The organism is Lamprobacter modestohalophilus (assembly GCF_016583905.1).
GTDB lineage: Bacteria > Pseudomonadota > Gammaproteobacteria > Chromatiales > Chromatiaceae > Lamprobacter > Lamprobacter modestohalophilus.
This window is the reverse complement of record NZ_NRRY01000055.1, coordinates 1-23,345: the sequence shown is the minus strand read 5'-3', so window position 1 is coordinate 23,345 and position 23,345 is coordinate 1. Positions and strand designations below refer to the sequence as shown.

The 23,345-nt window shown below is 62.4% G+C and carries 25 protein-coding genes; 5 read left to right on the top strand and 20 right to left on the bottom strand.

What is annotated here, in order from left to right; genetic code table 11:
* Positions 1 to 114: 114 nt before the first annotated feature.
* From CKO42_RS21815 to CKO42_RS21805, 3 genes are all read right to left on the bottom strand, one after another.
* Complete coding sequence (locus CKO42_RS21815) at positions 115 to 498, bottom strand: HEPN domain-containing protein (RefSeq protein ID WP_200248906.1); 384 nt, start codon at positions 496 to 498, stop codon at positions 115 to 117.
* On the bottom strand, positions 495 to 815 hold the full coding sequence (locus CKO42_RS21810) for a nucleotidyltransferase domain-containing protein (RefSeq protein WP_200248904.1): 321 nt from the start codon (positions 813 to 815) through the stop codon (positions 495 to 497). Before CKO42_RS21810 ends, CKO42_RS21815 begins: the two co-directional genes overlap by 4 nt.
* 125 nt (positions 816 to 940) lie before the next feature.
* Complete coding sequence (locus CKO42_RS21805; RefSeq protein ID WP_207148797.1) at positions 941 to 1,846, bottom strand: DUF7033 domain-containing protein; 906 nt, start codon at positions 1,844 to 1,846, stop codon at positions 941 to 943.
* A gap of 367 nt (positions 1,847 to 2,213) precedes the next feature.
* Between CKO42_RS21805 and CKO42_RS21800 the strand changes: the two genes are divergently transcribed.
* The gene (locus CKO42_RS21800) at positions 2,214 to 3,161 is read left to right on the top strand and encodes an Rpn family recombination-promoting nuclease/putative transposase (RefSeq protein ID WP_200248901.1); all 948 of its coding nucleotides are present in this window, start codon (positions 2,214 to 2,216) and stop codon (positions 3,159 to 3,161) included.
* A gap of 69 nt (positions 3,162 to 3,230) precedes the next feature.
* Here CKO42_RS21800 and CKO42_RS21795 read toward each other — a convergent pair whose 3' ends face one another.
* From CKO42_RS21795 to CKO42_RS21715, 17 genes are all read right to left on the bottom strand, one after another.
* Entirely contained in the window at positions 3,231 to 3,539 is a 309-nt protein-coding gene (locus CKO42_RS21795; protein ID WP_200248898.1) for a hypothetical protein, read from the bottom strand.
* Between the two features lie 65 nt (positions 3,540 to 3,604).
* Entirely contained in the window at positions 3,605 to 3,793 is a 189-nt protein-coding gene (locus CKO42_RS21790; protein ID WP_200248896.1) for a hypothetical protein, read from the bottom strand.
* A 91-nt stretch (positions 3,794 to 3,884) separates the two neighbouring features.
* On the bottom strand, positions 3,885 to 5,456 hold the full coding sequence (locus tag CKO42_RS21785) for a polysaccharide deacetylase family protein (protein WP_200248894.1): 1,572 nt from the start codon (positions 5,454 to 5,456) through the stop codon (positions 3,885 to 3,887).
* A gap of 36 nt (positions 5,457 to 5,492) precedes the next feature.
* Positions 5,493 to 5,831, bottom strand: coding sequence for a type II toxin-antitoxin system HicB family antitoxin (locus tag CKO42_RS21780; protein ID WP_200248891.1), 339 nt, complete (start codon positions 5,829 to 5,831; stop codon positions 5,493 to 5,495).
* Positions 5,828 to 6,850, bottom strand: a complete 1,023-nt coding sequence (locus tag CKO42_RS21775) for an oligosaccharide flippase family protein (protein ID WP_200248888.1) — start codon at positions 6,848 to 6,850, stop codon at positions 5,828 to 5,830. Before CKO42_RS21775 ends, CKO42_RS21780 begins: the two co-directional genes overlap by 4 nt.
* 49 nt (positions 6,851 to 6,899) lie before the next feature.
* The gene (locus tag CKO42_RS21770) at positions 6,900 to 7,265 is read right to left on the bottom strand and encodes a GxxExxY protein (protein ID WP_200248886.1); all 366 of its coding nucleotides are present in this window, start codon (positions 7,263 to 7,265) and stop codon (positions 6,900 to 6,902) included.
* A gap of 50 nt (positions 7,266 to 7,315) precedes the next feature.
* Positions 7,316 to 7,732: a hypothetical protein gene (locus CKO42_RS21765; protein WP_200248884.1), complete on the bottom strand. Its 417-nt coding sequence runs from the start codon at positions 7,730 to 7,732 to the stop codon at positions 7,316 to 7,318.
* Positions 7,729 to 8,058: a hypothetical protein gene (locus tag CKO42_RS21760; protein WP_200248882.1), complete on the bottom strand. Its 330-nt coding sequence runs from the start codon at positions 8,056 to 8,058 to the stop codon at positions 7,729 to 7,731. The genes CKO42_RS21765 and CKO42_RS21760 overlap by 4 nt, the downstream gene beginning before the upstream one ends.
* A 16-nt stretch (positions 8,059 to 8,074) precedes the next feature.
* Complete coding sequence (locus CKO42_RS28620) at positions 8,075 to 8,299, bottom strand: hypothetical protein (protein ID WP_242479598.1); 225 nt, start codon at positions 8,297 to 8,299, stop codon at positions 8,075 to 8,077.
* Between the two features lie 152 nt (positions 8,300 to 8,451).
* Positions 8,452 to 8,685: a glycosyltransferase gene (locus CKO42_RS21750; protein ID WP_200248880.1), complete on the bottom strand. Its 234-nt coding sequence runs from the start codon at positions 8,683 to 8,685 to the stop codon at positions 8,452 to 8,454.
* Positions 8,682 to 9,392 carry an RNA ligase family protein gene (locus CKO42_RS21745; protein ID WP_242479597.1) on the bottom strand — a complete coding sequence of 237 codons (711 nt, stop codon included), beginning with the start codon at positions 9,390 to 9,392 and terminating at the stop codon, positions 8,682 to 8,684. The genes CKO42_RS21750 and CKO42_RS21745 overlap by 4 nt, the downstream gene beginning before the upstream one ends.
* A complete protein-coding gene (locus CKO42_RS21740) occupies positions 9,389 to 9,916 on the bottom strand; it encodes a hypothetical protein (RefSeq protein WP_200248876.1) in 528 nt (175 codons plus the stop codon). The genes CKO42_RS21745 and CKO42_RS21740 overlap by 4 nt, the downstream gene beginning before the upstream one ends.
* A complete protein-coding gene (locus CKO42_RS21735; protein WP_200248875.1) occupies positions 9,909 to 11,255 on the bottom strand; it encodes an AAA family ATPase in 1,347 nt (448 codons plus the stop codon). Before CKO42_RS21735 ends, CKO42_RS21740 begins: the two co-directional genes overlap by 8 nt.
* Positions 11,248 to 12,480 carry a glycosyltransferase family 4 protein gene (locus CKO42_RS21730; protein WP_200248873.1) on the bottom strand — a complete coding sequence of 411 codons (1,233 nt, stop codon included), beginning with the start codon at positions 12,478 to 12,480 and terminating at the stop codon, positions 11,248 to 11,250. The genes CKO42_RS21735 and CKO42_RS21730 overlap by 8 nt, the downstream gene beginning before the upstream one ends.
* Before the next feature lie 30 nt (positions 12,481 to 12,510).
* Entirely contained in the window at positions 12,511 to 13,551 is a 1,041-nt protein-coding gene (locus CKO42_RS21725) for a class I SAM-dependent methyltransferase (RefSeq protein ID WP_200248871.1), read from the bottom strand.
* The gene (locus tag CKO42_RS21720; RefSeq protein ID WP_200248868.1) at positions 13,551 to 14,360 is read right to left on the bottom strand and encodes a metallophosphoesterase family protein; all 810 of its coding nucleotides are present in this window, start codon (positions 14,358 to 14,360) and stop codon (positions 13,551 to 13,553) included. Before CKO42_RS21720 ends, CKO42_RS21725 begins: the two co-directional genes overlap by 1 nt.
* A 21-nt stretch (positions 14,361 to 14,381) precedes the next feature.
* Positions 14,382 to 16,553, bottom strand: a complete 2,172-nt coding sequence (locus CKO42_RS21715; RefSeq protein ID WP_200248865.1) for an HD domain-containing phosphohydrolase — start codon at positions 16,551 to 16,553, stop codon at positions 14,382 to 14,384.
* 58 nt (positions 16,554 to 16,611) lie between these two features.
* Here CKO42_RS21715 and CKO42_RS21710 point away from each other — a divergent pair, with 58 nt between their 5' ends.
* From CKO42_RS21710 to CKO42_RS21695, 4 genes are all read left to right on the top strand, one after another.
* Complete coding sequence (locus CKO42_RS21710) at positions 16,612 to 17,283, top strand: transglutaminase-like cysteine peptidase (RefSeq protein ID WP_200248862.1); 672 nt, start codon at positions 16,612 to 16,614, stop codon at positions 17,281 to 17,283.
* Between the two features lie 82 nt (positions 17,284 to 17,365).
* Positions 17,366 to 18,616, top strand: coding sequence for an EAL domain-containing protein (locus tag CKO42_RS21705; protein ID WP_200248860.1), 1,251 nt, complete (start codon positions 17,366 to 17,368; stop codon positions 18,614 to 18,616).
* Positions 18,613 to 22,341: a PAS domain S-box protein gene (locus CKO42_RS21700; RefSeq protein ID WP_200248857.1), complete on the top strand. Its 3,729-nt coding sequence runs from the start codon at positions 18,613 to 18,615 to the stop codon at positions 22,339 to 22,341. The genes CKO42_RS21705 and CKO42_RS21700 overlap by 4 nt, the downstream gene beginning before the upstream one ends.
* Before the next feature lie 121 nt (positions 22,342 to 22,462).
* Positions 22,463 to 23,185: a response regulator transcription factor gene (locus tag CKO42_RS21695; protein ID WP_200248854.1), complete on the top strand. Its 723-nt coding sequence runs from the start codon at positions 22,463 to 22,465 to the stop codon at positions 23,183 to 23,185.
* The last annotated feature ends 160 nt before the right edge of the window (positions 23,186 to 23,345 follow it).

The following is a 23,345-nucleotide window of genomic DNA, read 5'->3' as shown; positions in this document are numbered from 1 at the left end:
GGGGTGACGATCGCTGTTGTAGCCGGGGTGGAGGCCGATCTCGTGGCCGCGCGCGTGGATCTGGCGCAGCAGGGCGCGCTGGCGCGGATCGTCGAGGCTGACGCGGTTGGCGCGTTATGATGCTGTGCGTAAATAAGCATCGATGGCTTCGAGCAGTCGTCGGGCATCGTCGACATCACGCTGTGCATCTTCGGCCGTTACCAAACCGGACACATCGTAATCGCCGCTTTGACGATCCTCGAACAGGCGTGTCAGGATGGCTGTAAATTCTTTGGAAAACATGCCGGACCTCACGAAATCCTTGTTGAATCGTCCGATCGATTGCGCATGAGAAGAAAACGTCTGGCCTTGTGACAGATGCAGGGCGCTGATGGCATGAAAAGCGGCATAGTAGGCGCGCGAAACGGCATCATCCCAGGCGCCGTTTGCGACGAGCATTTCGGCAACACGGAGTTTCTCAACGGCTTTCCTTAAGACCGATTCGATGTGAGGTGTCATATTCGCCGCCCCTCGCGCTCGATATTCAGGGCCAGCGGAGTGCCTTGCCGCTGTTTCCATTCGTCTTCGGTTCTGACGATGGATGTCACCAAAGCCTCATAGCGATCGATCAGGTCGACTTCGATCTCCAGAATCGCGTCGCGGATGTCCGGCGAGCGCCGATCGACGATCACCAGCATATCGTAGTCGGAATGGGGTTGAGCGTCGCCTCGGGCTCGCGAACCAAAGAGGCGCAGATCCTTGAGGTGTGTGCCCAGGCGCCGGCGGACTTCGCGTGCGAAAACGTCGGGAACGGCTTCTGAGGGTGGTGGCTTCATAAGCGCCTGTCCGCGGTCAAGTGCCGGCTGAACTTAAGGGGGTCGATCTGTTCGTCTCCTTCGGGCGAAGTGCGCTGCATAGGCGTCGGCTGTTTCGCTGATGATAGGCGACTGGGTGCCGGATATTAACCCACCAACGCCCGATAAAACCGCCGATCGGCCTCGGACCCCAGGTGCGAGTTATGCCATAACAGCGTGAAGTCGCCAGCAAAGCGCTGGCAGGTGTCGCGATACCGCTGCATCAGGGCCAGGGCCTGGTCGCTGTAACCCAGCCCCAGGTAGCGCTCGGCGATGACGGAGCATTCGGCGCGGCCGAGGCGATAGCCCGCCGCGGCCGTTGTTTTGCCACGGAAGAACACGGAAGTCCACGGAAACGGAGCTTCTTGTCCATTCCGTGTGCGTCCGTGTTCTTCCGTGGCCAGTCTTTCGCGTGACCCAGACCCGGCGTTGAAGGCGAACGGGCTGTCGACATCGCAGCTGACCAGGGTGCGGGCTTGGCGTGGCTTGCGCTGCAGGCGGGGCCAGCGTCGCTGCATCGCGGCCCATAGGATCTCGACGTACTCATCGATGATCGGTCGATCGAGAAAGCCGGCGCGCTGGGCCAGCGAGGCGGTGGCCGGGAAACGGTCGTGGTTGTCGCGATCGGGCAGCACGGCCTCTTCGTAGCGCGAGAGCATGAAGAAGGCGGCGCCGAAGACATCGAGTGGGAGATCGATGCGGTCGCCCTGCTCGGCCGCGCGCCTAGGTCCGGGGCTGGTTTCAGCGTCGCCATAGAGGATCGGCAGCCGCGGATCGGTGAGCAGGATGTCTGGCGCTAGCGCGCGGCTATCCCAGCTCGGCAGTTGGACCGCAGGTGTTAAGACCGGCAGCGAGGCGTCGCTGAGCCAGGCCTCCGGGGCCTCCCGGAACTGGCTGAAAAAATGGTCAGGCAGCCGCAACTCGCCGGGCTGATCGGTGAGGCGGATGCTGACATCGTCGCGCGCGGCTTGCGTCAGGCGAAAAGGCAGGCCAAGCCAGTCGTCGAGGAGCACGGCGAGGATGTAGGCGCGCTCGGTCTCGCAGCCGGGTGGGGTTTGGATCTTTCTGGAATGACGCGAAAAGGAGCCAGGCTCGCCCAGCGCGCAGCCGTGCTGGAATGACGGACGTAGGGCGGCTGGAATGCCCTCCTTCTCTCGTCGTCCCGGCCGGGAAGCCGGGACCTAGGCCAGGGAAGTTGGCGGATGCGGTTCATGGCTTGCTGGACGGGTTCGTGGGCGACGGTGGTCATGGTGAACTCCTCCTGCCAGTGCTTGAAGAAGGTGATCCAGGCGCGCAGCGGTCCGGGTGGGTGAACGGCTGTTGACGATGAGCGTCCCACAGACCGCAGAGATGATGTCAGGTTGCGGCTATACTCGCTCCATGACCACGACACCGACACCGCACGACTGCTTCTTCCGCGAGAACTTCGCGCGGCCTGTGATTGCGCGCGACTTTTTGCAGCATCACCTGCCCGCCGCATTGCTCCCCGAGCTGGACCTCGAGCGAATGAGCATCTCGCCGGATACCTTCGTCACCGAGGCCCTGCGCAAGGTCTACTCCGATCTGATCTACCAGATTCCCTATCGCAACACTCAGCTCTCGGTCTATCTGCTCTTCGAGCACAAGAGCCGCTCCGAGCATTGGGTGCTGTTGCAACTGTTGCGCTACGTTGTCGCCAGCGGCGAGCTGTACCGCGACCAGAACCCTGAGGCCAAGAGCCTGCCACCCATTTACCCGCTGGTGCTCTACCATGGACAGGAACACTGGCGCGCACCCGCGCACTTTCACGACCTCATCGACCCCCTGCCCGAGGCGCTCAAGCCCTTCGTGCCCCAGTTTGGCTATGCGTTGCACGATATCTCGGCCAGGAGCAACACCGAGATCAAGGGCGCGGTGCTGTCACGACTGGTGCAGCTCGCACTGCGTTACATCTATAGCGACCAACCCGCAGAGCGCTTCCGAGAGCTGCTCGAATTGATCGCCAAGGTCAGCCGCGACCCCACCGCGCTCGACATTCTGGAATCCCTGCTGCGCTACTTTGTCCAAGGCACTGGGCGCCTGGATGAGCAGCAAGCGCGCACCCTACTTGAACAGACCTTCTCCGGAGAACCGCTGATGGAAACCTTCATCGACCGCTACATTGCCCAAGGCAAACAGCTTGGCGAACAACACGGCCGAGCAACCACCCTACTGCATCTCATCGAGCGCAAATTCGGCCCACCCAGCGAGCCCATCCGCGAGCGGATTACGCAGGCTGATCCCGACACCCTCCTGCGCTGGTTCGACCGTGCCATCGACGCCCGCAACCTCGACGAGGTCTTGCACTGAGCTCGGTCCGGCACTGAACCTGACCGCACTGCCGTCCATCTAGCCTCTGGTGGGGGCTCGGGCAGCGGCTCAAAGCAGATCAGCCGCGCGCGGGGCCAGCGCAGCCAGGCGTCGGTGGCACACAAAGTCATTGTTGGCCTGGTCCGGTCGCTTGAGGAAGGTTGCGCCGATTGGGCTCTGGACGATCGGGCGGATCGTCACAAAGCCAAGATAGGCGGCGCGCGCCGTCTCCGCAGACCAAGCCTCGATTGCATCGAGGACGTCGTGAGAGGTAGGCGACGTCGAGAAGAAGTGCAGGCGATGACAGAATCGTGGAACCTTATAGCTCCATCGGGCGTAGTAAGCGCCGTGCTCGGCTAGGAAATCAGGGTCTTGCACGTCGCGCTGCCACACTGCGGCAATGGCTTATTGATCTCGGACATCCCTGTGCTTGTCAGGCTGGGTTAGTTGAGCGTGATGTCGCGGCTATCCTCGTAGGCGCGGCGCTGGCATTCACGGTGCTCGTCAATCGTTGGCGCGACTTCGCGCCGATACTCCGCATGAAACTCGCGCAGCTGTTCCTGAGTGAGCTGCTGAGATTCACCGGTCTCAACGAGACGCTGCACCATGCCCGCCAAGTTTTTGGGCTGCATGGGGTTTCTCCTAGATTGCTCGGCTTGTTGAGCTTGTTTGGCAAGCTTTTGTTGTTATTAGCGGTCATCATGGTCAAGAATCATCGCAAGATCAATGTGTCAGGCTTGCAACATCTGCCGCATTCTCGCCAACCAACGCCGCATAAAACCGCCGATCCGCCTCGGACCCCAGGTGCGAGTTGTGCCAGAGCAGCGTGAAGTCACCACCAAAGCGCTGGCAGGTGTCGCGATAGCGTTGCATCAGGGCCAGGGCCTGGTCGCTGTAGCCCAGGCCCAGGTAGCGCTCGGCGATGACGGAGCATTCCATGACGATCAGCGGGCGCTCGCGCAGGCGCAGGGGGCGGCGCTGCTGGAGATCGTACAGCGAATACTCGCGACAGGTGCCGCAGCGAAAGCCGGGGCGGTCGGCGTAGCTCAGCGTGCTGTCATAGTCCAGGCCGTTGTCGTCCCAGAGGCGCGCGGTGGTGGGCGTTTCCCAGCGCAGATAATGCTGGCGGCCGCCGAGCTGGGGTTGATCGATGCCCTCCTCGTCGAGCACGCGGCGTAGGGTGGCGACGGAACGGGCCATGGCCTCGGGGTGGCGATAGCTGTTGTAGCCGGGGTGGAGGCCGATCTCGTGGCCGCGGGCGTGGATCTGGCGCAGCAGGGCGCGCAGGCGCGGGTCGTCGAGGCTGACGCGGTTGTCGAGTTTGGGGTGGGTGTTCTCCGGTATGAAGTAGAAGGCGACGGCGCGACCGGCGCGATCGTTGAGGTCCATGATGTGCTCGAGGCCGAGGCGGTGCGGGTCGAGGCTGTGATCGCCGCGACGGGCGCGCCATTGGCCGCGCAGGTTGCGCCCGGCTAGGCGGGGCGAGCGCCGTTTGAGCAGGTCGGCGGCGAGGCCGCGCGCGAGGCGATAGCCCGATGCGGCCGTTGTTTTGCCACGGAAGAACACGGAAGAACACGGAAACGGAGCTTCTTGTCCCTTCCGTGTTCGTCCGTGTTCTTCCGTGGCCAGTCTTTCGCGTAACCCAGACCCGGCGTTGAAGGCGAACGGGCTGTCGACATCGCAGCTGACCAGGGTACGGGCGTGGCGCGGCTTGCGCTGTAGGCGGGGCCAGCGTCGCTGCATCGCGGCCCATAGGGTCTCGACGTACTCGTCGATAATCGGCCGATCGAGAAAGCCTGCGCGCTGGGCCAGCGAGGCGGTTGCCGGAAAACGTTCGTGGTTGTCGCGATCGGGCAGCACGGCCTCTTCGTAGCGCGAGAGCATGAAGAAGGCGGCGCCGAAGACATCGAGTGGCATATCGATGCGGTCGCTCTGCTCGGCCGCGCGCCCAGGTCCGGGGCTGGTGTCAGCGTCGCCATAGAGAATCGGCAGCCGCGGATCGGTGAGCAGGATGTCTGGCGCCAGCGCGCGGCTATCCCAGCTCGGCAGTTGGCCCGCAGGCGTTAGGGCCGGCAGCGAGGGCTCGCTGAGCCAGGCCTCCGGGGCCTGTCGGAACTGGCTGAAGAAGCTGTCCGGCAGCCGCAGATCGCCGGGCTGATCGGTCAGGCGGATGCTGACATCGTCGCGCTCGGCTTGCGTCAGGCAATAAGGCAGGCCAAGCCAGTCGTCGAGGAGCACGGCGAGGATGTAGGCGCGCTCGGTCTCGCAGCCGGGTGGAGTTTGGATTTCAAGCACGGGTGAAGGCTGTGTTTAGCGATTTTCAGCAAATGTCTAGGTTGCCGTCAGTACCGCTTTCCGGATCGCTTCCACCGCCCATTGATCGACACTCTGACCTTGAGCCGCCGCCGCCATGACGGCCGCCTCGCGCAAGGATGGATCGAGATGGAGCGACAACTCGTCGGACAAAGACTTGCGCGGATTAACACCATCGTCGGCACAGGCTTCGAGAAAGATGTTTAGAGACACATCCCCCTCTTGGTGCAATGCATCGATCTCTTTGGCGTAGAAATCAGCACCACCGTTTAGACCCAAGAATTCGCCGCGGAACATCCCGATATCGGGATCGAACGAGATGACGGCTTGATAGCCCTGAATGGTCATTAGCTTCATGGTCGGACTCCGTGCTCGTTAAGCCATTTACGAATGGATTCTACGGCCCCTTTGTCTGTGGTGGGCTCGGGATGAGGGCGATGAAATACTCGACGTTCCCCGAACAAGCGCACCAGCACACGCGAGCCTTCACGCTCCGTGATTTGGGCGCCTAACTCCACGAATAACTCCTCGATACTCGTCCAGCGAATGTTTGCGGAGACGGGGCGCGAAAATATCTTTTCGAGGGTCCGCTGGTGTTTTAGGAAGATCGGAAACCGCCGATACCGCCCTGCCGCCTTTTTGATCCCGCTCCAACTCACCTGCCGAAAGCCTGGATTCGCCAGTGCCCACCCGCCCAGGCTGGTGGTACCGACGCTCTGCCCGGCGACCTGCGCGTACAACAACGCAATGCCGCCAAGCTTGAATCCCGCAAGCTGGATGGCGACAGTCGCCAGCGCTTGGCTGAGCTTGGTGCCAGCAATGGTGCCGAAGCGCTTGGTGCGCACAGACCAATAGTTGAACACGCTGTAGGCACCGCCGAGCAACACACCCACCGGTAGCAGCCAGAAGTAGCCGGCCAGGGCCGGCACGCCGAGCGCATCGGCGATGGCGGTACCGAGCAACAGCACCAACACGCCGCTGAGCAGCGCGCTGATCCCAACCAGGATCAGGCTGAGCACGGCGACATTGGCGGCCTCGCCATCGTCTTCCGGCAGCGGGATGGCGAGCTCGTAGCGCAGGCTGGAGATGACGCCGATCAGCGCGAGCAGGCTGCCATAGACCGCGAGCAGGCCGAAGTCTTCCGGGCTGTAGAGGCGCGTGAGCAGCGGCGCGGCCAGCACCGTGAGCAGTTGCGCTGCGGCCGTGCCGCCCACCAGCACGCTGACGCCGCGGGCGACGAAGACGTTCTGGCCGAGCGAGACGCCTTGACCGATGCGCGCGCCGCTGCACACGTGGACCCAGTGCCAGACGCGCGAGCCGGCGCCGATCTGGGCGCCTTCGTCGATGATGGCTGTTGGGTGGATGGTTGGGTTCATTTTTTTGCCACGGAAGAACACGGAAGAACACGGAAAGGGACGGCTTTTTTTAGCGGACCAGGCGTTTGATTTGGGCTTTCGGGTGGGTGAAGTTGATGAGCAGGCCGATGCTCTTGTTTGTTGCTTTGAGGTAGTTGAGGAGTTGCGCCTCGTGGGCGGCGGTGAGTGTTGAGACGGCTTTGAGTTCGATCAGGACTTTTTTCTCGACGATGATGTCGGCGACGTATTGGCCGACTTCTTGACCTTTGTAGTTGACACGTAAGCCGACTTCCGCCTCTGCTTGCAGTCCGGCCTGCCGTAACTCGATCAGGAGTGCATTCTGATAGACCTTTTCCAGATAACCAGCGCCGAGTTCGCGAAAAACTTCAAAAACGCACCCGCGAATTCGGTAAGTCAGTTCCTCCTCTTGAAGCATGTCTTGGTCTCAATGTCCGTGTTTTCCGTGTTTTCCGTGTTCTTCCGTGGCTAATACTCCAACGGAAATGAGATCGAACCGCCGTCGCGTGTGAGCAGGTTTGCGGTGCCTTCGGCGAAGCGGTCCAGTGCGTGATAGAGCTGCGCGTCTTCGGGGTCGGCTTCGGCGAACAGGGGGCCTTCTGCCGAGAGGGACGCGAGCCATTGATAACCGGCCGTGATGCGTTCAAGCAGTGCACGGGCCTGAGCACGCGCGGCCGTGCCGGTCAGTGTCTCGCCGTTGTGGTGCGCTTTGCCGCGCAGTTCTGACGCGACGACATATTCGAGTGTCTGCACCGATCCGGTGTAGACCCAGAATGAGGCACCACTGGCCTCGGCCAACGCGAGCGCGAGGCGGGTGTTTGCGGAGCCGGCGCGTTCGACGCAGAGGTCAACAACGATGTTGACATCGAGCAGGAGCTGTTTCACGGCATCCGCCCTTGCTCGGCGCGCGAGGCATTGCGCAGCTCAACGGCGGCCCAGCGTTGTTGCGCTTCTTCTGACTCGGTATCCGCAGTTGCACTTGCCGGCAACATCTCCTGCCTGGCCTGCTCGGCGATTGCGGTCATGCGTTCGACTTTGTCGCGGATCTCGGCTGGAAAGTCTGCAAGCACATAGGTCGGCAGGCTGGGCGCCTGGGCGTCGAGGATCTCTTGGTCTGGGATCTCAACGCGCACGCGTAGCCGCTGATGCTTGAGCGTGACGGGGCGCTGAAATTCGAGACGGCCTTGGTCGTAGATGGCTTCGATGTGCATGTTCGGGCCTAATGCGCTAATACTCGAGTGGCAGCGAGACTGTACCGCCATCGCGCGCGGAGAGGTAGGCGGCGATCAGCAGCTCGAGGGACTTGAGGCCTTCGCGGCCATCGGTCTCGGGCTCGGCCTCGCGCGCTAGGCATTGGCGCAGAGAGCGCAGCATCAAGGCCAGGGCGGCCAGGATGCCGAGCCCGGCATAGGTGGCGTAGTTGTTGCGGTTGGCAAAGGTGGAGGTCAGCACGCCCTGATAGGCCTGCTTGTCGAACCAGAGAATGCTGTTAAGCCCGGAGACGTCGACGATCAGCCCATAGCCATGCGCCGTACGCCTTCACTCAGTTGAAAGCCCGCCTCCGAGCCATATCCAGACAATATTTGCCATCTCTTGCCTGGATGCTAGATCGATCGTGCAGTGTCGTACACCGCTCGATATGCCTCTGCCACCACCGGTGCGGCAAACCGCTCCACTGCCCGCTCGCGCGCCTGCTCACCCAGCCGCCCGGTCTCGCGCTGCGCCAGCACCCAGGCGATGCCGCGTGCCAGGTCTTCGGTCTCGAAGGCCTTGGCGAGATAGCCAGTGCGCTGGTGGGCGACGATGTCCGGCAGGCCGCCGGTGTTGAAGACGATCACGGGGCGCCTCCGACACAGGCCTCTTCATAAAGCGGGCGCACCCGATTCCACTCGATCACCCGTCGGCTCCAGTGCTGCTCTATACACTGCACAAACTGAGGTTGCACGATCTTGGCTCGGGCTTGAAGCCAGTCGGTCGCATCGCGTCGGATGACAAAGCCTTCCGGCGGGCTATCGCTAAAACGGCTTTTGCTGGTCTCAAGGCGACTGATCACACTGTTGAGCCTGGTCTGTCCTTGGTAAAGCTCGGGTACGGTTGCCAGGCCGATCTCAGCACAGAGCGCATCGCGGCGTACCTGGCTCCAAAAGGCCTGTTCGCGCTGATCGTAGAGATCGAAGGCGATGAACCAATCCGGCAGGTTATCGTAGTAGAGTGAATGACGCGCAGCGCACCATTCGCCAAACAGGATCTGGTCCTCTTCTAAGACCGCTCCGAGCGCATCTTCATGCAAAGCCAGCCAGTCAGCAAGGCGAGCAAATTGCCCGATGAACGGCCGCTCCAAGTAACTTCCGCGGTTCTGGGCGCGAATCCCCTCGGTGCCTAGCGACAAACCGAGATTGGCGCCATCGATCTTTTCTTCGATGATCACGGGATCGCGCAGCAGATCCCCAGCCTCCTCAGGCGTCATGACCTTATCCGCGCGCGGGCTGTTGGGTCCTAACCAGGTCAGGTGTGGCGTCTGCGGGAAGCGGAAAAAGTCGCTCAACGTCTGCTCTTGGCTCGATGCTTGGGTCCAGACCATTCGGGGATGATAGGCTCCAGGCAAAGTCCTGCCTCTTGCAAGCCATCCTCCCAGTCATGCCAATCGGTATCTCCCGCAAAGGCGATGGCGCAGGGCTCGTGAGCTTGGCAGGCCGCGAGCGCCGCTGCCACCATCTTGCGATCCGCGCGGTCATGCACCAGGCTCTGCAACGGCTCAGTGAGCCTGCCGTGGCCGTCGCTGTCGTACTCCACGGCAACATAGTGCACCGCCTGCGTATCCCATTTGTACTGCAGCACGAGCAACGCATAGTCTGGATGGCTCAGGCGGCGTCGATACTCCGCTTCGATCTGGCCTTGACCATCCAAGACCCAGCTGGCGGAACTGGCCTCGAACGACGTCAGCCATTCGTGCACCTGTCTCTGGTAGACAACCTCCTTCGGCGTCGCATCCCAGTCTTTCTGGGTCAGGGGGTCGGCAGCGCTCGCGGCGATCAAGACATTGGTGTCGACGACGTAGCGCTCACGCATGCTCGGCCCCTTCTGCCTGCTGCCGTTGCAGGCGCTCGAACATCAGACGTGCCTGTTCGCGCGTTTCTCCCAGTGCATCGCCGAAAAACTTGTCTGGCCAGTGACTGATGCGGCCGAATTCATCCAGCTCCAGTGATTGCAACGCTGCATCAGGCCCCTGACGATCGACGAAGTAGAGCCGACACTGGTCGGCCGTTGTCTCTTGCTTCGCAATCAGGGTTTGCAGCCGGCGAAACAGGTGCTCTGAATGGGTCTCGATGATGAACTGGACACGCCGCTGGCGACTCACCTCGACGAAAAGCTCAGCAAGCACCGATTGCGCGAGCGGATGCAGGTGGATTTCGGGCTCTTCGAGGATAATGGTCGCCCCAACGGGTGCGAAGAAGGCCAACGCCAGCACCGGCAGCACTTGCGAGATCCCGATGCCGACATCCCGCAGATTGGCGGCGACACCATCGCGATGAACGACGATCTCATATCGGGTCGAGCGACCAACCTGAATCGGCTCAAGCCGCTCGGCGAGCCCCATGCGATTCAGCCAGGTCGAGACCTCATCGATAATGCAACAGTCCTCGGTCTGTTTTGAGCGCGAGAAGGCGCTCGAAAACAGCAAGTCGACAACTCGGTTTCCGTCTGGCTCCATCACGCCGGGGCGCGTCTTGTTCCACACATAGTCGCGTTGCGGTGGTCGACGCAGCGGCCCCAGGTAGGCGATCTGCTCGAGCTCGCGGCGGATCGATAAGCTAATGTCTTCCGCCAGCGTGCCGTCCAGGCCCAGCGCTGCGATCGCATCCGCCGACAACGCGATGGAGCGCTCCGGGCTGCAGGCTCGCCCCTTCGCCCGCGGCTGCGTTTCATCGCCCATCAGCACCGAGTACGCACCCCGCTCGCGGCGCACGACGCGATAGGTCTGCGCTGCGCTGGTGAGGCGTAAGCTTTGAACCACAGCGGCTTTTGCTGAGTTCATGCCATAGGTCGCCAGGAATTCACCGGCAAGCGCTCGGCTTGGCTTGCCGCCCTGAGGGGAGCCGTTGTCCAGTCGGCGGTAATGGAAACCAATCTCGAATTGCCGTGGGGTCGCGCCCGCACTCAGCACGTCCTCAAACGCGCCGAAGCCAAAGTCATCGTTGCTCTCGTCACCGCCTAGATTGAGGTGCACGGTGCGGTCCGGCGATGCCGCTGTCTGCTTGAGCAGCAGCAGTGCCTGCAGCAAAGACGACTTACCGGAGGAGTTGGTGCCGAGCAAGACGGTCACGTCTTTGAGGTCGACGTCAACGGGCGCGCGCCAGGCCTTGAAGTGTTTGAGATGGAGGTGGGTGAACATTTTGGGTTCAGGCATACGCCGACTGTGCATAAATCCGCTGATATTGCTCCACTACCACCGGCGCCGCAAACCGCTCCACCGCCCGCTCGCGCGCCTGCTCACCGAGCCGCCCGCTCTCGCGCTGCGCCAGCACCCAGGCGATGCCGCGTGCCAGGTCATCGGTCTCGAAGGCCTTGGCGAGATAGCCGGTGCGCTGGTGGTCGACGATGTCCGGCAGGCCGCCGGTGTTGAAGGCGATCACCGGGGTGGCGCAGGCGTGGGCCTCGACGCCGGTGTTGGGCAGATTGTCCTGACGCGAGGGGATCACCATGGCATCGGCAGCGCTGTAGAGCGCGCGCAGGCTGAGATCATCGTGCAGGTGGCCGCTGTAGTGGATGGGAAAGCCGAGGCTTGGCGGCGATTGTGGGGCGCGTTGGCCGAAGATGACCAGCTCCAAGCCCTGGGCGCGCGGGTCGTCGCGCAGTTGTTCGAGCGCCTGCAGCAGCAGATCAAAGCCCTTGCGCGGATCGCGCCCGCCGCCCATGGCGCCAAAGAGCAGCAGCGGCACCTCGGCGGGCAGGCCGAGCAGCTCTCGCGCAAGCCCCTGTGGGAGTGGCTGCCAACGCTCGGTATCGATGGGATTGGCGACCACCGAGACCGGCCAATCGCGCATCAGCACACTCGCGCGCGCGCAGTCGGCGAGCCATTGACTGGGGGTAACGATGTGCAGCGGGCGTTGCCAGTGCTTGCGCTGCCAGGTCCAGCGGTTGAGATCGAAGCGGGCTTCGTGCGCTGGGCGATTATCTCGACGATAGCCGTCGCGCCAGCGGTGATCGTCGGTGTAATGCTCGGCGCCGCAGAAGGCCCTCATGTCGTGCAGGGTCCAGACGATCGGCTTCTCGATGCGGCCGATCTCGGCGATGGAGAGCATCTCACCCTGCACCCAATGCAGATGCACGATGTCGGCATCGCTGGCGTTGAGGCGCTTGACCCATTGCGATGGCACCACCGCTGGCGAGTGGATGATGGGGTTGCCGGTCTTGAGCAGATGCCGCAGTTGTCCGCCGACATGGCCACGCAGGGCGACGGTGAGCTTCTCCCATTTGCTCGACGGGCCTTGCACCGTCCAATCACCAGCGCTTGCCTTGTTGACCCACATGCGGGAGTCGACACTCGCCTCACGCAGACAATGATGTATGCGGTAGGCCGCGCGGGCTGCGCCGCCGTTGATGTCGGAATAGTTGAGGTGGATGACGCGCATACGGTTATCGGAGCAATCCAGTTCGTTCTTTTAGTTCAGTAGCGCCTTCGTCAGCGGTCTGGCGATGCGCCCCGGCAGAGGTCGAGTGAGCGGCCAAAGCCGCCGCGAGCGGTGTTCAATGGCACGCGCCGCTTCAAGATTCAGGCCACCACGGCGCTGAAAGGCCCGACCGTAGACCACCGCCTCTGTCGGCTCCAGCCCCAGCGCCCGGAGCGCCCGGTCCCATGAGTGGCGGAAGTGGAAGGTCTGCGGCAGATGGCAGAGAATCACCGGCTGGAAGCAATTCGCGATCAAATAGTGCCCGCCCGGTTTCAATGCTGCTGCCGTTTCTGCCGCCAGCCCCAGCGGGTCCGGTACATGCTCAAACACATCGGTCGCGATCAGGATGTCGTACTCCCCATCCAGCGCGGGCCGATAGTGCACATTCGGCGAGCGTCGCGCGCGCTCGATGGCGAGCGGATGCGGATGCGGTTCAATCACCTCGACTTCCGCTGATGGGCAGGCCGCGCCGATCATCCGCGCCAGTCCGCCAAAGCCGCCGCCGTAATCCGCGACCCGGCGCGGGGACTGCGCCGCCACCCAATCGGTGAAGCCGCGGCGATTGTCCAGGCTCTGCGCATGCTGCTCGATGAACAGGCCGTTGAGCAGATAGGTCAGGTAATGGGTTGCAACCTGGGCCGAACGCTCGGGCACCAAGGCGAGCGCGCCCGCCAACTCGGGCAGCTGGAGCAGCTCACGGGTCTGCTCCCACACCGGATGCTGCCAGGCCGACAGCAGCCCGGGCAGGCTTTGGGCGAAGCCCCAGCCGATCACCGCCAGCGCCAGCAGACTGGCTGCCAGCACTGTCGGCTGCGGCATGGTCAGCCCGCGACGCAGACGCCAGCGCTGCAGGACGAGGGCCAGGATAGCCATCGCGATCAAGACCCCATAGACCGCCGGCCAAACCGGATAGACACTGGCAAAGGGCAGCGGACTCAATAGCAGCACGGCGGCGAAGACCCAGAACGGCAGCCCGCGTGGCGGCGCCGACCTGCGTGCTAGGGCTGGCGCCAGGAGGGAGGCTTCGAGCATCAGCGGGCTCCGGTCGGCGAAGGCAGCGTCTGCGGGCCGCCTTGTTGGGTGTCGATCAACATCCGCGTTGCACCGTCTAGAATCAGACAGCTGAGGCGGCCGGTGGCATAGGCGCCGGTATCGATGCCGATCCGATTCGAGCACAGCTCAATCGCTGCTCTGGCGTTGTGCCCATGCACCACGACATAGGGATGTGGCTTGGTATCGCTCAAGAAGTGCTCGCGAATCCAGATCAGGTCTTGGGGCTGCTGTTGCGCGATCGGAATCCGAGGGCGGATACCCGCATGCACGAAGAAAAAATCGCCGACACAGCGGCTCAGCTCCAAGTCTTGTAAGAACGCCTGATGGTGGCTGGGCATCGCAGCCCGCAGCGCGGCGGCGATTTCAGGTGGGTCTGCGGGGTCTACAGGATCTGCCGACCAGACGCCCACCCCATAGGACAACAGGGTCGCTAGGCCGCCGAGCTCGAGCCAATACGCGCCGGTCAGCGGATCGCGCAGAAAGTGGCGCATGGCCTGATCATGATTGCCCAGCAGACAATGGCTGGTTACACCAGGCAGCCGGCGCCGGCTCAGCAGCTCTAGCACCTCGCGGCTTTGCGGTCCTCGGTCGACATAGTCGCCGAGATAGATCAGCTGCCGCACCTTGTCGGGATGCCGCGCAGCGTCCTGCTCGATCTGCCCCTGCAACTGCTCGAGCAGGTCGGCACGGCCATGGATGTCACCCACCGCGTAGATGCGCACGCCCGGTGGGGTCTGCGCCGAGGCGAGGGTTTTTGACTGTTTAGGGCGCTGAAGCCATGTCAACATCATCAGGCTGTTTCTGACTCCTTAAGACCAGGGTTCGTCCTGCGCCATGGTTGCCCAGCGTGCACGACCACCCTTGTTATTGAGAAAATTGAGCAAGCTCAACACCACTCGTCTGTCGAAGCGCCGTCCCGCATCCGCCAGCAGTTCCGACTCGGCCTGCTGGAACGATTGGCCGACTCGAAACGCACGCGCGCTGATCAGCGCGACAAAGGTGTTGGCCACCGCTACGATCTGAGCCGTCGGTAGAATCGATTCGCCGGCCAGCCCCAGCGGTCGTCCGCCACCATCCCAATGCTCATTGATCTGCGTCAAGGTCTCGATCACCGGTCCTTCGAATTCGAGATGCTTGAGTAAGCTCGGCCCCTGATCAAGCGCGTCTTGCACCAACGCACGCTCGGCTTCATTGAGCGGCCCCTGTTTGGTCAGCACGTCACTTGGCACCCGAATCTTGCCGATATTCACCAAGCGACCGGCCTGCTCTGCGGTCTTGATCAGCAGCGACGACAGCGCCAGCTCGGTGGCAATCTCGCGTGCCACCAGCGCTACAAACAATGACTGATTGGCCGAGTTCGGGTCTCGCTCATCCATCAAACCCACTAGGGTGTCGATCAGCTGCAGGGTATTGCGCTCGCGCCGGCGCCGCTCCTCGGTCAGCTCGGTCAAGTCCTCAATCGTTGTCAACACCACGGCCGCATGCAGGGTGCCTCTGGGCAGCGGATAATGATTAGAACGCCAGACGTGCTCGCTATCCTCGAAGCTGGGCGCGGGATGATCAGCGGCGTCCAGTGCCTGCGATTGCGCAGTGCTGGGCGAAAACCCAAACAACCCGAGCAGGCTCTGGTCAGGCAGTGAATGAAAGTGGCGGGTGACGATCAGCTCCTGCTGCTGCTCATAGGTGCGCTGGATGAGCGCTTGATAAAACCGGCCGCGCTCTTGCCCTAACACCCCGATCAGGCTGCGACCAGTCAGCTCCGGCCTGGGGATACCGGTCAGCTCGGAGGTGCGACGATTGGCAAAGGTCAGCCGTGACTGGGCGTCGGTGGCGAACACCGCATGCGGCTGCGTATCACTGACCGCGTCGAGAAACCGAGACAAGGCCTCGAACCGCTGCGAAGAGGCCTGGTATTGACGAGCGACCTGCTCGATACGCGCCGAGCTGCCATAACGCCAGGCGAACAGGATGATCGCGACAAACCCGATCAGCAGCGCCAACATCACGCTGATCAGCGTGATCAGACGGCGATTGCTCTGCGCTAGGGCCTCCTCTTGGTCTACCTGGTGCACCAGCACCCAGGGCGTGCCCGGGATCTGGCGACTCACCGCAAACACCGGCGTGGCCGAATAATCCAAGCCTGAATGGAAGGCCCCTGGCTTGCGCAAGGCCGCCGTTTCCACCGAACCCTCATCACCCACCGCGAGCCGATGACTCAAGGCCGAGGTACCATTGGCAAGCGGGCTGAGAAACTCTAGCGTGTTACCATTCTGGCGAATGAGATAGGTCTCCGCCGTCGCCGAGGTCTGGCCGGGCTGTTTCAGGGTGGCAAAAAATGCCGTATCCGCTGGCCGCAGCGCCAGCAGGCGCGCCACGACGGTGGTCCCCTGGCCCCTAACCTGCTCGCTCAGCACCGGCAGCAGCCAACCCAAGGCCAGTTGCCCTTGGGCATCGCGGCGTAGATCTAAGAAACCAGGCTCGGTCAGTGGTGTCTCGGCAATAAACGCTGCCAATTCAGCGCTGATGGGGGGCATGCCGCTGCTCGCGACCAAGCCCCCCCCGTCCGGCGCAAGCAGCGCCAATCCGGCAAGGCCAAGCCGCCTGACATTGGCGGGTACCGGGCTGCCCTCAACCCTTGAGACAAAACCGCCGCGTTGTGCCGTCACCTCCAACAGCGTTCGCAGAAAGCTGAGCTCCTCGCCGTTGTCGGTGTGCCTCTCAGGTGCTTCAGCTTGCATCCGCAACACGCTGAGATACACCTGCAAGGACTCGTTATTCACCAGCCCGAGCAATACCGCTCGCTGTTGATCGAGCCAGTGCTCGAGCGCCTGCGCGCGGCTGTCAGCGACCATGCTCAGGCGCCATCGCAACTGCTGCTGATCGCGCGCATACTCCTGTTGCGCAAAGGCAAAGACCCCGGCCAGCGCAGCCAGAAACACGACCACCAATGCGGCAAGCGCCACGAGCAAGCGCCTGCTCATCGGCGCTGTGCTGCGCTGGTCTTCTATAATCGGCGTTGACATTGATGAGAAAGCGTGCATGAAAAGACCGCCCAGCCGGCGAGAACGGCGCTTGGCTGCACTGCTAATGGCTCAACTCAGCTTCAGCAGTCTCCTACTGGCCAACACCACCGCCGCCGAGAGTTTTGAGAGCGTCGGTATCTTTGGTGAGTCAGGTAAGCAATTTACCAATTTTCGCCCCATCCCCAGGTGGCAAGATGTGCTTGAGCGCTTTCAGATCGAGCAACGCCGCAAGCGCGACTGCGAGCCGCGCGGCTGTCGCGACTACCGTGAATGGATGCAAACCCTCGAAGGGCTGCGCGGCAAGGACAGGGCCGCTCAGGTGCGCGAGGTCAACCGATTCGCCAACGACTGGCGCTATATCACGGACCCCATCAACTGGAATCAAGAGGATTACTGGAGCACGCCGGGTGAATTTCTCAATAAGCATGGTGATTGTGAAGATTACGCCATCATAAAATTTTTGAGCTTGCGTGCACTTGGGTTCAGTAGTGACGATCTGCGGCTTGTCGTGATCAAGGATCTCAATCTCGGCGTTGCTCACAGTGTGACGTTGGTCAGGCTCAATGATCGCATCATGATGCTGGACAACCAGATCAAGCACGTCATCCCGGCCGCTTCCGTCAGGCACTATAAACCCATTTTTGCCGCCAACGAAGAGGCTTGGTGGCTCTTTACACTACTTTATTAAAGCCGGCTTGCAGGGAGTATCGTTTGCGTTAAAAGTAAGCTGAACTTTTCATCCATTCAGCGCCATCCGCCAAGGGACTTCGATGCTCATCACCTGCCTTGACGACGACCCACGCGTCGAGCCGCTGCTGCGCCGCATGCTTGGGCGCATCGGGCATACATTCCGTTTCAACTCCTCAATCAGTGCGTTCAAGGCGGAGCTCTCCGAGCAACCGCCCGACCTGGTCTTGCTCGACTTGGGTCTCGGCCAAGAAACCGGCGTCGACGTCATCCATTGGCTTGCGGAAAACAACATCCGGCAACCGCTGGTGCTGATCTCCGGCCGTGGCGACGGCCTTCTAGACACGACACGCCGCATTGCCAATAGCCGCGGTATTCCGATTCGAGGCATCATCAACAAGGCCCGGCTCGCCAGCGAGCTGCCGGCCTTGCTCGACGACCTGGAATCCATGCCCCTAATGCCGGAGGCCGACGCGCCCGAGCAGGATGAGGCAGCGCCTGACCCAGCTCCGCGTTCATCGACTCCCCCGCCACAGCTGGATGCCGCCTTGCTACAGTCGCTGGTCACCAAGGGCGATAAAGACACCCTGGTGCCCTATCTGCAGCCTATCGTCTCGCTCGCCGATGGCTCACTGCGGGGGGCTGAAGTCTTGGCCCGACTGCGCCTGCCCGATGGCTCGATGCTCGACGCCAGCAACTTCATTGCGCTTGCCGAGAACCAAGATCTGCTCTACAGCATCACCGAGTCGTTGTTTCGCACAGTGGTTGCGCATCGCACCCGGCTCTCCGCGCTCAACTTCGATTTTCTCGCCGTCAACCTCTCCGCCGGCTGTCTGCGTGATCAGCGCACCATCAGCCTGGTCCGCGCCCTGATCAGTACCCTCAACACCCTCTGCGAGGTGCAGGTCGAGATCACCGAAACCGCCGTCAGCCGGTCCCCCCAACAGATCCAATCGCTCGCTGCGCGCCTCAAGCTTGCCGGTACCCGACTGGTGATCGATGACTTCGGCACCGGCTACTCCTCGATGCGAGCGCTGGCTGAGCTGCCGTTCGAGATCCTGAAGATCGATCTCTCCTTCGTCTCGGAGATGTTCGATTCGCCAAAATCGCTGCAACTCCTCCGCGCCATCATCGGTTTCGGGCGCAACCTCGATCTGCAACTGGTGGCCGAAGGCGTCGAGACCGAAGCGCAGCGCGAGGTGCTGGTGAGCGAAGGCGTGCCGTTGGCGCAGGGCTATCTGTTCGGCGAACCGATGCCGATCAGCCGCTTCATCCAGCGCTTTTCCAACGACCCACTGCAAGCGGGGATTAACCATTTATCGACCGCTTTATGACGGCGAGACGAGGTTACGGACGACGACTCCTGCTGTCGCTCAGCGGCTCGCTGCGGCAATTACTGTTCAGGCTCCTGCTCGCCGCGATGCTGGTGCCGGTGATAGCGCTGATCGCGGTTCAGAATCATGACCAGAGGCACGACATCGAGTCTGAGCTGCGCGATCGCCTGTACTGGTTTGCGGAGTTTGCCCGCCTTGGCCTCGAGCGCAACGGCCAGGGCGCGCTTTTCGACACCCTGGCCGATCTCGAGCAGGAGCTGACAGCGCTTCTACCCGCATCGGCACAACCCAGCCTCGCACTGATCTCGGCCCAGGAACGGATGCAGGAGCCATCTCAGCTCCAGGTCGAGGGGCTCTGGCTCAGAGCGGCGCCGGAGCAGCAAGCGCCAACGCGGATCAAGCAATGCCGTGCAGCGCGCTATCGCATCGAGATCCCACTGCCGAGCACAGCGGCCGCTGACTGGCTTGCTGTTGAGGTCAGCGCCACCCTGGTCATCGATGAATTACATGCGCGGCTCATGTGCTTACTTGGCCTGCTACTCGGGCTGAGCCTGGTCGCGGCCCTGGTCGCTGGGCTGCTGAGCCGGGTCTTGACCCGGCCTCTGGATCAGCTCAATGAGGTCGCCTCGCAACTGGGCGGACGCATCCGCGTCGGGCAGCCGATGGCCTTGCTGCGACCCACAGCGGTGCTCGAGATCGAACGCCTGGCGCAGGCGATCCAGCGCATGGGCGCCAACATCGCCAACAATTTCAGGATGCTGCAGCAGGAACATGATGCACTCAGCCTGGAGCGCGAGCGTTATCGGTTGGTGATCGACAACCTCGAAGACCTGATCGTGCGCACCGACGCCCAGGGGCGCCTGGAATTTGTCAGTCCCTCTTACTGCCGCCTGTTCGGCCGCAGCGAGGCCGATCTGATCGGTCAGGTCGAGCTGTCATATCAGCGCGGCGCTGTCCCCGATCACCAGTGCCTTAGCAATGACCACGACAACCGCGGGCCTGCAATGGCACTGCAGTGGCCGAGCGAACAGTATTGCCGCGAGCAGTCCGTCTTCACCGCCCGCGGCTGGCGCTGGCTGCAATGGCTCGATCGCCCCGTCCTCGATGCGCGCGGTCGGGTCCGCAGCGTCGTCTCGCTCGGCCGCGACATCACCGAGCAAAAGTGCGCCGAGCAGGATCTGGTTCAGTGCGAAACCATCGAACATGAGTTGATGCAGCTCGCGACCGATTTCGCCCTGCAAGGCGGCCAGCGGCTCGACACGCTGATCGACCAGTCGCTCGCGCGCATGGGCCGATTCACCCGCTCAGATCGTGCCTATCTGTTTCAGCTCAGTGCGGACGGAACCCGCCTGAGCAATACCCATGAGTGGGTTGCACCGGGCGTGGCGCCGATGATCAGTCAGCTGCAGGATCTGCCCGCCGCTCAGTTTTCGGCGGTGATAACCTGGCTGCGCAAAGGCGCATCGGTGGGGGTGCCGCGTGTTGCCGATCTCGACGAGGACTGGGCGCAAGAGCGCATGATCCTCGAGCTCCAGGGTATTCAATCGGTTCACTTGGTGCCCGTGATGGAGGGACAGCGCCTCACCGGTTTCATCGGCTTTGACGCCGTCTTTGCACCGCGCACCTGGCTCGCGGCCGAGGCGCGCATGCTCCAGGTCGTCGCCCGCTTACTCGTCGGCGCCTTCAGCCTTGCGCGCAACCATGACGCCTTGGTCGAGAGCCAGGCGCGTTATGAACAGGTCGCGCGCCAAAGCCGCAGTGTCGCCTGGGAGGTCGATGCCGAAGGCCGCTATACCTATCTCAGCCCGGTTATCGAAGACCTGCTCGGCTACCGGCCCGAGCAGTTGGTCGGCAACCGATGCTTCTATGACCTGTTCCCGGCGGCCGAGCGTGAACGCCTGAAGACCAGGCTGATGACCTATCTGGAACAGGGCCAACCCGGCCAGGCGTTGACCAATGTCCTGCAGCATGCCGACGGCAGTCTGCTGTGGGTCAACACCAATGGGCTGCCCATCGTCGATGACCAGGGCCAGATCCAAGGCTACCGCGGTATCGATGTCGACATCAGCGCACGCCATTGCGCCGAGCAGCAGTTGCGCGCGAGTGAGTCGCGTCTCGCCGCGATCCTCGACCAGGCCCCCATCGGCATCGCGACCGCCGATCAGGAGGTTCGCCTGACGCTCGTGAATCAGGCCATGAGTCAGTTGCTCGGATACCGCCAAACCGAGCTGATCGGCAAGGGCTTGGAGGCGTTCACCCATCCTGAGGATCTGCAGCGCGAGCGCCCCCTGTATGCCGAACTGCTCGCCGGTGAGCGATCCCAGTATCGGATGAAGAAGCGCTACCTGAAGTCGACTGGCGATGTCGTCTGGGCTGAGCTGCGCGTGGTGCTGATCCCGCAGGAGCAAGACCAAGCAACAATCTCGCTGGGGATGTTCGAGGACATCACAGAGGTTATGCTCGAGACCGAGCGGCGCAAACAGGCCGAGCAAGCGCTCGACGACTACACCCGCCAACTCGAGCAGCTGGTCGATCTGGGCAACCGCGCGTTGTCATTCGAGCAAGAGGCCGAAGCCCTGCTGGCGCTGGGCTGCCGGAGCCTGCGGATGGCCTTTGCCGAGCTGGCGCTGATCAAGGACAGCGCCACCTATGAGCGGCACGCGCGTTATGCCGTCGATGCCGAGCAACCGGCGCCGACCCGGCTCGGCCGCAGGTTGTTGACCCGCTGCCGGGCAGAACCCTGCATGGCACAGCTGATCAGCACTGATCAGTTGCCGCGGCGCTGTCGCCAGGCCGGTTGGCGCCACGCCATGCTGATCACCCTTGACTACAGAGGACCCGACGGCCAAGCCCAGACACTCGCGCTCAGCTTCTGGTCGCAGCAGCAAGCAGGTGACATCTCAGCGCTCGATCGCGAGCCGATCTGGCTGATCGGACAGCGCTTGGTCGCGCTCCTGTTCGAGGAGCAGGCGCGGCAACTGATGATGCAGACCAAGCAGCGCGAGACCATTGGTCATCTGGCCAGCGGGGTTGCACACGACTTCAACAACCTGCTCTGCGTGATCGGGGGCAACCTGCAGTATCTGCAGGCCGCGCTCCAGCGCCTGCCCGCGCACTCGGAGCTCGACGAGTTTGACGACATCATCGACGAGACCCTGAGCGCCCTAGGGCATGCCACGGTGATCACCGCCGGCATGCTCTCGCTCAGCCGCAGCGACGGCGTCTGGATAAAGCCAACTCAGCTCGGGCCGGCCATCGAAGAGCTCTGCCGCATCCTGCAGCACATCCTGCCGGCGCGCATCCAGCTCGAGCTGGAGCTGGAGCCGGAGCTCAGTGCCGAGACCAATCTCGCCTTTCTACAGTCTGCCCTGCTGAACCTGGCGCTCAATGCCCGCGATGCCATGCCCGATGCGGGCACACTGAGCATCCGCGCGCGAACGCGACGCTGGAGCGGCACGCCAGCCCTGGCCGTCGGCGAGCTGATACCAGGCGATTATGTCGAGGTCAGCGTCGCGGATACGGGCTGTGGCATGGGCGCCGAGACGCTGCGCCGGCTGTTCGAGCCCCTGTTTTCGACCAAGGCCAAACAACGTGGTCACGGTCTCGGCCTGTTCATGGTCCAGCAGTTCGCGCTCCGCTCTGGGGCGGGCTTGGTGGTGGAGTCGATACTGGGTCAAGGGGCGGTCTTCCGGTTGCTACTCAGACCAAGCACCGATCGACGCTAACGTATCAAAAAATATTAACTTTACACTTCTTTATGCCAACTCGATCACGAAACGCGAAGCCAGGACAGGCTCCTGAAAAAGAGAATGCTAGACTCAAATGCCGCTTCTTAAGGGAATGTGAATGGACAATCGCGAGAGAACAGACAGTCAAGCCCAAGCCCAAGCCAGTATCATCGTTGTCGACGACGACCAGCGTATGGCGCGTATGCTGCGGCGCAACCTCAACGCCGCTGGCTTTCAGGTGAGCCTGGCGGCCAATGGGCGAGAGCTGCGTAACGCCTACCGCCACCGCCAGCCCGACCTGGTGCTGTTGGATCTCAACCTCGAGGTTGAAGATGGCATCGATCTGGCCGTTGAACTGGTCGCGGCCACCTCTGCCGCCATCATCATCATCACCGGTCGCGATGAGCTCAATGATCGCGTCAAGGGGCTGGATGCGGGCGCCGATGACTACATCATCAAACCGTTCGACATCGATGAGCTGCTTGCCCGAATCCGAGCCGTGCTGCGCCGGCGCTCGCTCGAGCTGCCGCAGACCAACCAGCTCGAGCTCGGGCCGTTTTGCCTCGACCGCACGGCACGCACCTTCTGTCGCGTCGGCTCACCTCCCACCTGTATCACGCTCACCGAGACTGAGGTGCGTATCCTCTCCATCCTCATCCTCCACAACGGCCGAGTGGTCAGTCGCGAGCAATTGATGTCGCGCGAGATCAAGTCACCGGTGGATCGCAGCATCGATGTACACATCGGCAACATCCGGCGCAAGCTCAAGCAGAGCAAGCTCAATGACATCGTCATCTGGCCGGTGCGCGGATTTGGTTATCGTCTACGCCTCGAGCCTTAGATGCACATTACTTGCCTCGATAATGATCCGCGCCTAGGAGGCTGTCCGACTTATCACCCCGGGCATCCGGTAGACTAGGAGCGTTACAGAACAGAGGCGAGGATGCAACATGGCGGTCAACTTCATCACGGCGGATCGAGAGACGCCGGACCGGCTCCCA